The organism is Micromonospora noduli (assembly GCF_003264475.1).
GTDB lineage: Bacteria > Actinomycetota > Actinomycetes > Mycobacteriales > Micromonosporaceae > Micromonospora > Micromonospora noduli.
In genome coordinates, this window is the sequence record NZ_PYAC01000033.1 from 271,115 (window position 1) to 283,084 (window position 11,970).

At 70.5% G+C, this 11,970-nt stretch carries 12 protein-coding genes; 8 read left to right on the forward strand and 4 right to left on the reverse strand.

Going from position 1 to position 11,970, the window contains the following annotated elements:
* Positions 1-359: 359 nt before the first annotated feature.
* Positions 360-1,538 carry a glutathione-independent formaldehyde dehydrogenase gene (locus tag MED15_RS25840; protein WP_112585413.1) on the reverse strand — a complete coding sequence of 393 codons (1,179 nt, stop codon included), beginning with the start codon at positions 1,536-1,538 and terminating at the stop codon, positions 360-362.
* 134 nt (positions 1,539-1,672) lie between these two features.
* Between MED15_RS25840 and MED15_RS25845 the strand changes: the two genes are divergently transcribed.
* Together MED15_RS25845 and MED15_RS25850 are read left to right on the forward strand one after the other, a co-directional pair.
* Entirely contained in the window at positions 1,673-2,257 is a 585-nt protein-coding gene (locus MED15_RS25845) for a TetR/AcrR family transcriptional regulator (RefSeq protein WP_112585411.1), read from the forward strand.
* On the forward strand, positions 2,254-3,087 hold the full coding sequence (locus MED15_RS25850; protein ID WP_167457730.1) for an alpha/beta fold hydrolase: 834 nt from the start codon (positions 2,254-2,256) through the stop codon (positions 3,085-3,087). The genes MED15_RS25845 and MED15_RS25850 overlap by 4 nt, the downstream gene beginning before the upstream one ends.
* 225 nt (positions 3,088-3,312) lie before the next feature.
* On the opposite strand, the gene MED15_RS25855 is transcribed toward MED15_RS25850, so the two are convergent.
* The gene (locus MED15_RS25855; protein ID WP_112585407.1) at positions 3,313-4,029 is read right to left on the reverse strand and encodes an SDR family NAD(P)-dependent oxidoreductase; all 717 of its coding nucleotides are present in this window, start codon (positions 4,027-4,029) and stop codon (positions 3,313-3,315) included.
* A gap of 68 nt (positions 4,030-4,097) precedes the next feature.
* On the opposite strand from MED15_RS25855, the gene MED15_RS25860 reads away from it, so the two are divergent.
* From MED15_RS25860 to MED15_RS25870, 3 genes are all read left to right on the forward strand, one after another.
* On the forward strand, positions 4,098-4,718 hold the full coding sequence (locus MED15_RS25860) for a TetR/AcrR family transcriptional regulator (RefSeq protein ID WP_112737157.1): 621 nt from the start codon (positions 4,098-4,100) through the stop codon (positions 4,716-4,718).
* 112 nt (positions 4,719-4,830) lie between these two features.
* Positions 4,831-6,516 (forward strand): ABC transporter ATP-binding protein/permease, encoded by a 1,686-nt coding sequence (locus tag MED15_RS25865; RefSeq protein ID WP_112585403.1) that lies wholly within the window; start codon positions 4,831-4,833, stop codon positions 6,514-6,516.
* The gene (locus MED15_RS25870; RefSeq protein WP_112737159.1) at positions 6,506-7,972 is read left to right on the forward strand and encodes an aminotransferase class V-fold PLP-dependent enzyme; all 1,467 of its coding nucleotides are present in this window, start codon (positions 6,506-6,508) and stop codon (positions 7,970-7,972) included. Before MED15_RS25865 ends, MED15_RS25870 begins: the two co-directional genes overlap by 11 nt.
* Before the next feature lie 9 nt (positions 7,973-7,981).
* On the opposite strand, the gene MED15_RS25875 is transcribed toward MED15_RS25870, so the two are convergent.
* Together MED15_RS25875 and MED15_RS33865 are read right to left on the reverse strand one after the other, a co-directional pair.
* Positions 7,982-8,380, reverse strand: coding sequence for a hypothetical protein (locus MED15_RS25875; protein WP_112585399.1), 399 nt, complete (start codon positions 8,378-8,380; stop codon positions 7,982-7,984).
* 71 nt (positions 8,381-8,451) lie between these two features.
* Positions 8,452-8,625, reverse strand: coding sequence for a hypothetical protein (locus MED15_RS33865; protein ID WP_170158683.1), 174 nt, complete (start codon positions 8,623-8,625; stop codon positions 8,452-8,454).
* Positions 8,626-8,757: 132 nt separating this feature from the next.
* Here MED15_RS33865 and MED15_RS25880 point away from each other — a divergent pair, with 132 nt between their 5' ends.
* From MED15_RS25880 to MED15_RS25890, 3 genes are all read left to right on the forward strand, one after another.
* A complete protein-coding gene (locus MED15_RS25880) occupies positions 8,758-10,017 on the forward strand; it encodes a glycoside hydrolase family 16 protein (RefSeq protein ID WP_112585396.1) in 1,260 nt (419 codons plus the stop codon).
* A gap of 167 nt (positions 10,018-10,184) precedes the next feature.
* Positions 10,185-11,207: a DUF4331 family protein gene (locus MED15_RS25885; protein WP_112585394.1), complete on the forward strand. Its 1,023-nt coding sequence runs from the start codon at positions 10,185-10,187 to the stop codon at positions 11,205-11,207.
* Positions 11,208-11,409: 202 nt separating this feature from the next.
* Entirely contained in the window at positions 11,410-11,955 is a 546-nt protein-coding gene (locus MED15_RS25890) for a hypothetical protein (protein ID WP_112585392.1), read from the forward strand.
* Positions 11,956-11,970: the final 15 nt, after the last annotated feature.

An 11,970-nucleotide genomic window follows, 5' to 3' on the forward strand; every position in this document is an offset into this window, starting at 1 on the left:
AACGACAGCCCCTCCCGGTACCCCAGGCCTGACCGCAGCACCCACGCCTACCTGCGACAACGCGCCAATCGACCCCGGCCGTTCCCGCAGCTTTCCCACCAGGAAAGATGCCTCAGGGACGGCGCATCCGGTAACGCAGCGCACACGTCACGCCATCGAATGATGGGAATCGGGCACCAGCCCAGCGCCGCACGCGAGGCGCACCACGAGCCTCTGGCGGCCTGATGTGACCCACGCCTCTACCGACCGCACGCATCGATGGTCACCATCCTGCACCGGACGACGGGCCAGAGCCCTAACGTCCCTTATGCGCAGTTCGTGACACCACACCGCGACCCGCAGGCCGAGGCGTCGGCCGGTCAGCTCGGGTGCAGCACCGCCTTGATCACCCCGTGCTCGCGCCGGTCGAAGTGGCGATACAGCTCGGGGGCGTCGGCCAGGGTGCCGTGGTGGGTGACGATCACGCTGGGCCGCGCCCGGCCCGCGACGACCAGGTCCCGCAGCAGGACGGTGTAGCGGCGGTCGTGGGTGCGACCGAACCGGACCGCCACGCCCTTGCTGAACAGCGCTCCCCACGGTGCGACCAGGTTCTCGTGGTCGTCCGCGCCCGGGCCGGGGTGGGGATCGCGGTCCGGGTACACCCCGGCGACCGCGATCCTGCCGGCGGCGTTGACCAACCGGGCCGCGTCGGCGATGACCTGGTTCGGACGCTCCCGGTCGGGGTGCTCCCGGTCGCGGGCCTGGAACCCGACCGCGTCGATGACCTTGTCGACCCCGCCCAGTTTCTCCTCGCCGAGCGGCAACCCGGCCCGGGCCCGGTCGGCCCGGATCTGCTCGACCGGATCGCCCCGGCGGAAGTCGATCGGCACGGCGCCGATCTCGCCGGCCTTGTCGAGTCGGGCGTCGACCCCGTCGACGGAGTACACGACCCGGGCGCCTCGGAGCAGCGCCGCGTAGGCGCCCAGCAGGCCGATGGTGCCGGCGCCGAACACCGCCACGGTGTCACCGGGCCCGACCTCGGCGAGGGTGGTGGCGGCGTGCCACCCGGTGACGAACGCGTCGGCCAGCAGCACGAAGTCGTCCTCGTACGCGTCCCCCGGCTCGCCGGGCAGGGGTACGCAGTTGGCGTCGGCCCACGGCACCCGCAGCAGGTCGGCCTGCGCTCCCCGGTACGGACCCATCCCGGCGTACCCGTACGCCGCGCCCGGCCCCTCGGCCCGGGCCCGCAGGCAGGCCGCCGAGAGCCCGCGGGCACACATCACACACGTCCCGCAGAACAGGTGCGTGGGGATCACCACCCGGGCCCCCGCCCGGATGGTCTGCACCGCGGCGCCCACCTCCTGCACCACACCCAACGGTTCGTGCCCGAGCACCAGGCCGGGCTCGGCGCTGGTGCGCCCGTCGTACATGTGCAGGTCGGTGCCGCACAGGGCGGTGGAGGTGATCCGCACGAGCGCGTCGGTCTCCGCCTCCAGCGTCGCGTCGGGCACCTCCCGCACCGCGACCGTCCGGACGTCGGTGTAGACGACGGCTCTCATCCCGGCGCTCCTGTTCGGCTGTGGAACGGCCGGTCTTCCCCCGACTGGGCAGTTCATGCCTGCCCGACCCGGCAGCCGACGACGATGCTATCTTAGGGCCCCTAAGTTATTTCCTAGCGAAGCAAAGGTTCGGTATGCCACGGCAGGGTCTGACCAGCGCGCGCGTCTCGGCCGCCGCGGCCGAGCTGGCGGATTCGGTCGGCCTGTCCCGGTTGACCGTCGCAGCCGTCGCCCGGCACTTCGGGGTCTCGGACGCGGCCCTGTACGTGCACGTCCGCAGCCGGGACGCGTTGATCGAGCACGTCGCGGTCCGGGCGGCGGCCACGTTCGCCGACGCACTCGCGATCGCGGTGGCGGGGCGGGCCGGTCGCCAGGCCCTGGTCGGGTTCGCCGACGCCTGGCGCGCGTTCGCCGTCACCCATCCAGGGCAGTACGCGGCGACCCAGCTTCAACTGCCGCCCGAGGTCGGCACCCGGTCGGCCGGGCACCTACGCATGATCGAGCTGAGCTACGCGATGCTGCGCGGGTACGGGCTCGACGAGCCGGCCCTGACCGACGCCATCCGATTCGTCCGCAGCACCTTCCACGGCTTCGTGAGCCTCGAAACGGTCGACGGTTTCGGGCATCCCCGTGCTGTCGACGCGTCGTGGCAGTCGATCCTCGACGCGGTGCACACCACGTTGAGCAACTGGCCGACCCAGAAACAGGAGCAGCAGTGAGCAGCCACGATCAGTCGGTCGAGTCGGCCGACGGAACCCACCTGGTGGTACGACGACTGGGCGTCGGAGACCCCGTCGTCCTGGTGCACGGCTCGGGTGGCGGGCTGCACTCCTGGGCCACCGTCGCGGAGCACCTGACCCGGGACCACGAGGTATGGCTGCCGGCCCGGCGCGGATACGGTCCCAGTGACGTCCCGGCCGGCACCAAGTCCTTCCGGGACGAGACCGCCGATCTGCGCGCCGTCATCGAGGCGGCCCGGCGATCCTCGGGCCGACCGGTCCATCTCGTCGGCGCGTCCTACGGAGCGACAGCGGCGCTGCACACCACCTTGGCTGATCCGCGCGACGTACGCTCCCTGGCCATCTTCGAGCCGCCGCTCTACGCGGCCGGGGCGCAGGTCGCGCCGCTGCTCGACCGGTACCGTGCCGCCTTCGAGCGCCACGACGCCGCCGCGATGGCGGCAGCCCTGAACGACGTGACGCGGGTTCCGGCCGAGATCGTCGCCGCGATGGCCGCCGGCGTGGGCGATCGGGTGCCCGACCCGGTCGAGGCGCGCCGCTCGGCGGTCGGCTGGCTGCACGATCTGGAGGCGCTCGCGCAGGACAGCACCGACATCACCCGGTGGTCCTCGATCGCCGTGCCGACTCTCCTGCTGGCTGGCGCGGACACCTGGGAGCCGATGCCCAGCACGATGAACGCGCTGGCGAGGACGATTCCAGCGGTCCGCTACGTCGTCTGGCCGGGTCAGTCGCACTTCGTGACCATGACGGCACCAACGGTGGTCGCCGACGCGCTGCGGCAGTTCTTCGCCGCACAACCGGCGGCCTAGCCGAGCCGGCCGAGGCACCGACGGCCCAGCCGAGGCACCTGACCACGTCAGCCCATCGGACGCACCCGGTCGGGCTCGTTGGCGGCGACCGGTGATTCACCGACGCACGAGGCGTACCCCCGTGCGGGCTGTCTCACCGGCCGCCGCCGGACAGGATCCGCACCGGCGGTGCGAACCCTGCGCGCCACATCGGTGTGAGTCTGCGGCCTGCTCGGTGTCGCGGGATCAGTGACCGGCGTTCTGGCCGCCGTCGACGTGCAGGATCTCGCCGGTGACGAACGGGGCGGACTCGAGGTAGAGGACGGCGTCGACGACGTCGCTGGTCTCACCCATCCGGCCGACCGGGTGCAGGCCCGCGAGCGTCTGGTGCGTCTCGACCGGGTGCATCGGGGTCTTGATGATGCCGGGAGCGACGGCGTTGACCCGTACGCCGCGAGCCGCGTACTCGATGGCCAGGGACTTGGTGGCGGAGCTGAGTCCGCCCTTGGTCAGGGACGCGAGCACCGACGGAACGTGCGAACTGGGCTGGTCGACGAAGCTGGTCGTGATGCTGACGATGTGCCCCGAGCCCCCGGCCAGCAGGTGCGGCAGGACGCGTCGGGTGAGGTGGAAGAACCCGGCGAGGTTGACCCCGGTGACCAGGTCGAACTCCTCGTCGGTGTAGTCGGTGAACGGCTTGGCGACGAAGACGCCGGCATTGTTCACCAGGGTGTCGATCCGCCCGAAGCGGTCCAGTGCGGCACGCACCACCCGCTCGGCGGTGTCGGCCTCGGCGATGTCGCCCTGGACCGTGACGATCTCCGGGTCGTCGGACGCGCCGATCGAGCGCGAGGTCGCCACGACGCGGTACCCGAGCTTGCGGTAGGCGGCCACGAGGTCGGCGCCGATGCCCTGGGAGGCGCCGGTGATCACGACGGCTTTCTGGCTCTGACTGCTGTTCATGAGGGAACCACCTTCACTAGACGACTGGTCTACTAAAAGCTAGCCGACCGGTCGTGTATCGTCGAGGCATGGGCCGGACCAGTGACGCGAAGAACAAGATCCTCGACGCGGCCGCCACGCTGATCGAGCAGCGCGGCTACACGGCGCTCGGCGTGGCCGAGATATGTGCGGCGGCGGGTGTACCGAAGGGCAGCTTCTACTACTTCTTCGAGTCGAAGCAGGCGCTCGCCCGCGCCGTCATCGACGAGCACTGGGTCACCCAGCGCCGCCAGTGGGAGCAGTTGCTCGGCAGCGAGCGCGACCCGCTACAGCGGCTCCGGGACCTGTTCGAGGCCACCGAGGAGGTCCAGCGCGTCGGCCAGCAGAAGGCCGGCGTGGTCGCGGGCTGCCTGTTCGGCAACCTCGCCCTCGAACTCAGCAACCAGGCCGAGGAGATCCGCGGTCGGCTCCAGGAGATCTTCGAGGAGCAGATCAGCCTCATCGAGCAGGTCGTCGTCGAGGCGAAGGAGCGCGGCCTGGCGGGCCCGGCGGTCGACAGCCGGGACGCCGCCCGATCGATCGTCGCCCAGATCGAGGGGCGGGTCCTGCTCGCGAAGTTGCTCAACGATCCGACCCAACTGGAGACGCTGTGGCGCAACTGCCTTGATCTCCTCCAGGTGCCGGCGCAGGCGCGGACCACCACCGGCTGAACGGACGACGGTCGCTGACCGTCCACTCTGGGCGCACTGCGCGGCCGCTCAGTAGCATCGGCGAGGCACGATATTCAGGCGGACCACTCCCCGACCGGATCGAGCACTCGACATGACGACCGAGCAGACCACGTCTCCCCCGCGTGCCGGTGTCGGCATCGCCGCTCAGGGGCTGGGCCAGAGCGTCCGGAGCGGTCGCCAGATTCTGACCGACATCTCCCTGAGCATCGCGCCGGGCGAGCTGGTCGCGATCATCGGCGCCAGCGGCGCCGGTAAGACCACCCTGCTGGAGATCCTCGCCGGGGTACAGCGACCGGCGGCGGGCACCGTGACGTACGACGGCAGCGCCGCTGCCGGCACCATCGGTGTCGTTCCGCAGGACGACATCATCCACCGCGAGCTGCCCCTGGCCCGCACGCTGCGGTACGCCGCCCGACTACGCCTGCCCTCCAGCACCGGGCCGGCCGAGATCAGTGACCGGGTCGCGGAGGTGCTCGCCGAGCTGCGACTCACCGACCGGGCCGCCACGCCGGTCGGCCTGCTCAGCGGCGGTGAACGCAAGCGCGCCAGCATCGCCGTCGAGCTGCTCACCCGACCCGGCGTGTTCTTCCTGGACGAGCCCACCTCCGGATTGGACCCGGCGATCGCCGTGGAGCTGCTCCGGGTGCTTCGCGCGCTCGCCGACACAGGTGCCACCGTCGTGCTGACCACTCACCAGATCACCGACGTGGACCATTGCGACCGGGTCGTCGTGCTGACCCGTCAGGGCCGGCTGGCGTTCACCGGCACCCCGGCCGCCGCCCGGGAGTTCTTCGGCCTGCGGTCCCTGGTCGAGGTCCACCTCCGGCTCGACGAAGTGACGCAACCCGCCGAGTGGCCCGATCGCTTCGCCGAGCAGCGCCCTGCCGAACAGCCGCCCCGTACCACCGACGACGCCGACGTCGCCGCGACGCCGGCCCGGCGCGTCGGCCGGCTGCGTCAGTGGGAGGTCCTCACCGCGCGCAACACGGAGATCGTCGCCCGCAACCGGCTGACCCTGGCGATCCTGCTCGGCTCGCCGCTGATGGTGCTCGGCATGTTCGCGCTGCTGTTCCGCCCGGGGGCGTTCGAGCCGACCAGACCCAGCCCGACGGTGACCGTGATGATCCTGTTCTGGATCGCGTTCGGCGGCTTCTTCTTCGGGCTGACCTACGGGCTCCTCCAGATCTGCACCGAGCTGCCGATCCTGCGCCGGGAGCGGCTCGCCGGTGTCCGGCTGATCCCGTACCTGTTGGCGAAGGTCGCGGTGCTGCTGCCGCTGCTCGCCCTGGTGGACCTGGCCCTGCTCGGGGTGCTGCGCGGCATGGACCGGCTGCCGCCGGTCGGCGGCGCCGACTTCGCCGCCCTGTACGCGACCCTGCTGCTCTCCTCGGCGGCGGCGCTCGCCCTCGGTCTGCTCTGCTCGGCGGCCGTGTCCGACGCGGCCCAGGCGACGCTCATGCTGCCGATGCTCTGCTTCCCACAGGTGCTGTTCGTCGGCGCGATCCTGCCGGTGCCGGCCATGGCGGTCGGCGGTCAGTGGCTCAGCTACGCGATGTCGAACCGGTGGGCGTTCGAGGGCCTGGGGCACACCGCCGGGGTGGAGCGGCTCTGGCGCGACGGCGGCTCTCCGCTCGGCCCGCCGCTGCTGGCCACGTACGGCGACAGCTTCTCCCGGCCGGTGTGGGTCGACTGGCTGGTGCTCGGCGGTTTCGTGCTGCTCTTCCTGAGCGCAGCCTGGGCGGTCCTGCTCCGACGGGATCCCCGTCGTGCGTCCTGACCCGACGCCGCACGCCTCCCCCGCGGCGCTGCCGGGATACGCCGCCACCGGCCGGATCGACGAGCTGCGCGCCACCGAGTACCGACACCTGGACACCGACGGGCAGGTGTACCTCGACTACGCCGGAGCCGGGGTGGCCGCCCAGGCGCAGGTTCGCGCCCACCACGACCGGTTGCTCGCCGGCCTGTACAGCAACCCCCACTCGGAGAACCCCACGAGCGTGGCGGCGGGCTCACTGGTGGAGTCGGCGCGACGCGCGGTGCTCGACTTCTTCCGCGCCGACCCGGACGAGTACGCGGTCATCTTCACCCCGAACGCCAGCGGCGCCTGTCGGCTGGTCGGTGAGGCGTACGACTTCGGCCGGTCCGCGCCGCTCGTGCTCACCTGGGACAACCACAACTCGGTCAACGGCATCCGCGAGTACGCGCGGTCGACTCGCGCGTCCGTACGCTATCTGCCGCTGAACGGGCCGGAGCTGCGGGTCGCCGAGTCGGACCTGGTCGCGGCGCTGGACGCCGGCCGAGGCAGCCTGGCCCGTCGGTGGGGTCGACCCGGTCGGCGCGGGCTGTTCGCTTATCCGGCGCAGAGCAACTTCTCCGGGGTGCAGCACCCGCTGGGCTGGGTGGAGCTGGCCCACCAGCGCGGCTACGACGTGCTGCTCGACGCGGCCGCCTTCGCGCCGACGAACCGGCTGGACCTCAGCGTCGTCCGGCCGGATTTCGTCTGCCTGAGCTGGTACAAGCTCTTCGGCTACCCCACCGGGGTCGGCGCGCTGCTGGCTCGCCGTTCGGCGCTGGCCCGGTTGCGTCGGCCGTGGTTCGCCGGCGGCACGATCCGCGCGGTGAGCGTGCAGGGCGACTGGCACCGGCCGATGGACGACGAGTCGGCGTTCGAGGACGGCACGCTCAACTTCCTGAGCATTCCGGACGTGGAGTTCGGGTTGCGCTGGCTCGACTCGGTCGGCGTGGACCTCGTCCACGCCCGGGTCGGCCTGCTCACCGCTTGGCTGCTGGAGCGGCTGGCCACCCTGCGGCACGACACCGGCGGGCCGCTGGTCCAGGTGTACGGGCCGACGACGGGTGCGGGGCGCGGTGGCACGGTGACCTTCAACCTCCGCCACCCGGACGGCACGCTGGTCGACGAACGGCTCGTGGCGCGGGAGGCGGCAACGGCCGGGCTCTCCCTGCGTACCGGCTGTTTCTGCAACCCGGGCGCGGCCGAGGGCGCGTTCGGGATGAGCCGGACGTCGATGCGGCAGCGGCTGTTGGCGGGCGTCGACACGATCGACCAGTACCTTGCCGCGCTGGGGCTACCGACGGGCGGCGCGGTCCGCGTCTCGTTCGGCCTGGCCTCGATTGCGACCGACGCGGAGCGCCTCGTCGACTTCGTCCAGTCGACCTACCTCAACCGGAGTGCCGGTGCGGAGTCACCTCTGCCACCTCGGCTGCGCTGCTGACCTGCCCGACTAGCTGACCTGGGCCACCGGCGCCGGGCGGTGCTTGATCTCCTCCATGAACGGGAACCGGGCGGTCAGCTCGGCGAACGTCAGGCCGGCCCGCCAGGCTGCGGCCACCTGGGCGACCTGCACCAGGTCCATGACGTCACCGCGGGCAAGAACCTCTCCCGAGACGCGCAGGTCAATCATGAAGTACCGGGCCTGCGACCCCAGCCCCACGCAGACCACGCCCTCGTCGGAGTGCAGCTCGGCGCAGGTGAACCGGGCCCGCCCCTGCTCCGGCGCGGTCACCCGGCCGACGTCGAGCCCGTGGCGGGCAGCAGTTTCGATCAGCGCGGGGGCCAGGCCACCCCGCTCGACCAGATCCGGGTAGAGGCGCACACCCAGCGCCGTCGACGCCTCGCTCATGACTGACTCCCACTTCCTTGTGACAGAGACCAGCAGCGCGCAGGTTACGGGAAAGTTTCCGGCACGCCTCGTCATCCTGTCCCGCGTGGACGTCCCACGGCAATAGGAAGGGTCGATTCGACCGCTATCGAGTAACGCTCGACCGCGCCGAACTCTTTCGATGGGTCGGCGTCGTCCATCTCGGAGGCATCGAGCAATGCGACGGCGACGACCGGCGTCGGCGCTCCGCGCTCACTGCTCAGCATCGGGCGGTAACGGACGGTCGTGATATTGGAAACACTCTTGACAGAAAGACACGATATCGACATGCTTCGCTTTAGAGAGCGCTCTCTATCCTGGTAAACCGCCTCCACCACCCCCAAGCTGAGGAGCCTCCCGTGTTCACAGCCCGGCCCAGCCTCCGCTTCCGCCCCCTCGTACTCCTGGCGGCCGCCCTCGTCGCGACCGCGACGGCGCTCGTCGTCCCGGCGCACCCCGACCGGGCCGAGGCCGCCATCGGCCCCATCAGCTGGCAGGACGAGTTCAACTCCCCCGCCGGCACGCCCGTCGACCAGAACAAGTGGCGGTTCGACATCGGCGGTGGCGGCTGGGGCAACAACGAGCGGCAGTACTACACGAACAGCACCAGCAACGCCGTCCACGACGGCCAGGGCAACCTGGTCATCACCGCCCGCCGGGACAATCCCGCCAACTACCAGTGCCACTACGGGCGCTGCGAGTACACGTCGGCGCGGTTGCTGACGGCGGCCACCTTCACCCAGACGTACGGGCGGTTCGAGGCCCGGATCAAGATCCCGCGTGGTCAGGGCATCTGGCCGGCCTTCTGGATGCTCGGCACCGGCGGCGGGTGGCCCGACGCCGGCGAGATCGACGTCATGGAGAACATCGGTCGGGAGCCCAACACCGTCTACGGCACGGTGCACGGGCCCGGCTACTCCGGCGGCGGCGGCATCACGGGCAGCCGCACCCTTGGCGCGCCGCTCGCCGACACCTTCCACACCTACCGGGTGGACTGGGAGCCGAACGTCATCACCTGGTACGTCGACGGGGTGCAGTACCACCGGGTCGATCCCGCTCGGCTCGGCGGCAACCGCTGGGTGTTCGACCACCCCTTCTTCATGATCCTCAACGTGGCGGTCGGTGGTAACTGGCCCGGTTACCCGGACGGCTCGACCCAGTTCCCGCAGCAGATGCTCGTCGACTACGTCCGGGTGTCCAGCTACACCTCGGGTGGCGGGGGCGACCCGACTCCCGGCACCAACCGGATCCGGGGTGCGCAGAGCGGTCGCTGCATCGACATCCCCGGCGCCAACCCGGTCGAGGGCGCCAAACTCCAGATCTGGGACTGCAACACCACGGCGGCCCAGAGCTGGACCTTCGCCTCCGACGGGACCGTCCGCGCGATGGGCAAATGCATGGACCCGGCCTGGGCCGGCACCGCCAACGGCACCGAGGTCAACCTGGTCAGTTGCAACGGCAACACCGCGCAACGCTTCACCCTCAACGCCTCCGGCGACCTGGTCAACCTCAACGCCAACAAGTGCGTGGACGTACGGGAGGCCAACCCCAACAACGGCGGCAAGCTGCACCTGTGGGACTGCCTCGGCGCCGCCAACCAGAAGTGGTCTCGCATCTGATCACCCGAGCACGAAGGCGTGGGTCGTCCGAGGAGAACTCGGGCGGCCCACGCCGTTGGAGCCCCGCCCACCTCCTGGAACCGGATTAACTCGATGGGCGGGGAGGCCAGGCTCATGCCCACTATGTTCGGATTAGTCCAGAATCCGGCAGTTCCGGGAGTGAGCTCATGTCGCACCACCTCGATACGCCCCTGGCCGCCCAGGGCGGCCAGTTGTACATCGACGACCTGTACGTCTTCAACGGCGACCGCGCCACGGTGTTCGTCATGGACGTCAACAGCTCGGTGACCAAGGCCGACATCAAGCGCGGCTTCCACGCCGAGGCGCGTTACGAGATCAAGATTCACATCAACGGCGCCGAGGTGGAGGACCTGACCTACCGGTTCGCCTTCGGCGAGCTGGACGGCGACGCCCGGCAGGCCCTCCAGTTGTACGAACTCACCGGAGCGGACGCCCGTGACGACGCCGCGATGGGCACCCCCATCGCCGAGGGGCGAACCGGCGAGGTGACGACCGGCGGCAACGTCCGGATCTGGGCCGGCCGGATCACCGACCCCTTCTTCATTGACCTCGACGAACTCGCCACCATCAACGGCGCGGTCAAGAACGGTTCGCCTGTGGACCGCTCGGCGTGGCGGGCCGACCAGGCCAAGAACAGCTTCGCCGGCACCACAGTCGAGTCGATCGTCCTCGAGGTCTCCCACGACGAGCCACTGCTGCGCGACGGCACCGAGATCGGCGTGTGGTGTCGCACCATGCTGGCCACCGACGCCGGCGGATGGCGCCAGATCAACCGCGCCGGCCACCCCATGATGTGGCCGATCTTCTGGCCCCACGACACCGACTTCTCCGACCCCGCCAACTTTCGGCACCCCAGCAACGACCTCACCGAGGGCGGGGAGGAGATCGCGAACGCGGTCGCCGGGGTGGTCAAGGCGAACGGCACCGCACCGGACCCGCAGGCGTACGGCTGGAGCGTCGCCCGGCAGCTCTACCCCAACCTGCTCTCGTACAAGGTCGGCACGGCCGCGAACTTCGGCTTCGCGGTCCGCAACGGGCGCACCCTGGCCGACAACGTGCCCGAGGTGATGTTCTCCCTGGTCCTCAACACCGGGACCACGGCGGGCCTCACCTCGGAGGTCACCAAGGCCGCCCGTTCCGCCACGTTCCCGTACGTGGTCGCGGCCTGAAACTCTCGCCGGGCTCGGCTGCCGACACGGAGCCGAGCCCTTGCCGTGCGCGCCCTCCGCGACGGCCACGAGCGGTGGTCCCGACCATCCGGGATCGCGCACGACCACAGGGTGACGCTCGTGCCATTCCATCCGTTCTGGGCGTTTTGCGTAGTTAGTCTCTTAAGTGCTCTAAGGGTTCTTTAGGAGAGAAGGAGACTCGATGCGTAGAAAGATTCTCGCGGGCTTGGCAGGCGTAGCCGCCGTCGTCGCGCTCGCCGGACCGGCCTCAGCGGACACGACGGGCGACACGATCGTGACCCTCACCGTCAACGCCGCCGGTGGTCTGTCGATCACGGTGCCGGCGACGGCGAACATCGGCAGCGGCGTGGAGGGCACGACCATCTCAGGTCTGCTCGGCCCGGTCACCGTGCTGGACCAGCGCGGGTCGCTCACCCCCAACTGGACCGCCAACGTCATCTCCACCGACTTCGTCACCGGCGGCGGCAGCTCGGGGGAGACGATCCCCAACCTCAACGTCCTGTACTGGTCCGGTCCTGCCACGGCGACCGCCGGTGGCGGCACCTTCACACCCGGTCAGCCGACCTCCGCCCAGCAGGTGATCATCAACGTTCCCCAGACGGCGATGAGCCACACCGGCGGCACCGGCAACAACTTCGCCACCTGGAACCCCACTCTGGTGGTGAACGTGCCCGACGGCACCGTCCAGGGTGCCTACACGGGGACGGTGACACATTCGGTGTTCTGAGCCGCTCGGCCGGCT

Excerpts from the sequence above, each read along its gene's own strand:
- MED15_RS25875 (WP_112585399.1), bottom strand. The coding sequence starts at position 8,380 with ATGAGCGAGGCGTCGACGGCGCTGGGTGTGCGCCTCTACCCGGATCTG.
- MED15_RS25855 (WP_112585407.1), bottom strand. The coding sequence starts at position 4,029 with ATGAACAGCAGTCAGAGCCAGAAAGCCGTCGTGATCACCGGCGCCTCC.
- MED15_RS25865 (WP_112585403.1), top strand. The coding sequence starts at position 4,831 with ATGACGACCGAGCAGACCACGTCTCCCCCGCGTGCCGGTGTCGGCATC.
- MED15_RS25860 (WP_112737157.1), top strand. The coding sequence starts at position 4,098 with ATGGGCCGGACCAGTGACGCGAAGAACAAGATCCTCGACGCGGCCGCC.
- MED15_RS33865 (WP_170158683.1), bottom strand. The coding sequence starts at position 8,625 with ATGCTGAGCAGTGAGCGCGGAGCGCCGACGCCGGTCGTCGCCGTCGCA.
- MED15_RS25840 (WP_112585413.1), bottom strand. The coding sequence starts at position 1,538 with ATGAGAGCCGTCGTCTACACCGACGTCCGGACGGTCGCGGTGCGGGAG.
- MED15_RS25885 (WP_112585394.1), top strand. The coding sequence starts at position 10,185 with ATGTCGCACCACCTCGATACGCCCCTGGCCGCCCAGGGCGGCCAGTTG.
- MED15_RS25890 (WP_112585392.1), top strand. The coding sequence starts at position 11,410 with ATGCGTAGAAAGATTCTCGCGGGCTTGGCAGGCGTAGCCGCCGTCGTC.
- MED15_RS25845 (WP_112585411.1), top strand. The coding sequence starts at position 1,673 with ATGCCACGGCAGGGTCTGACCAGCGCGCGCGTCTCGGCCGCCGCGGCC.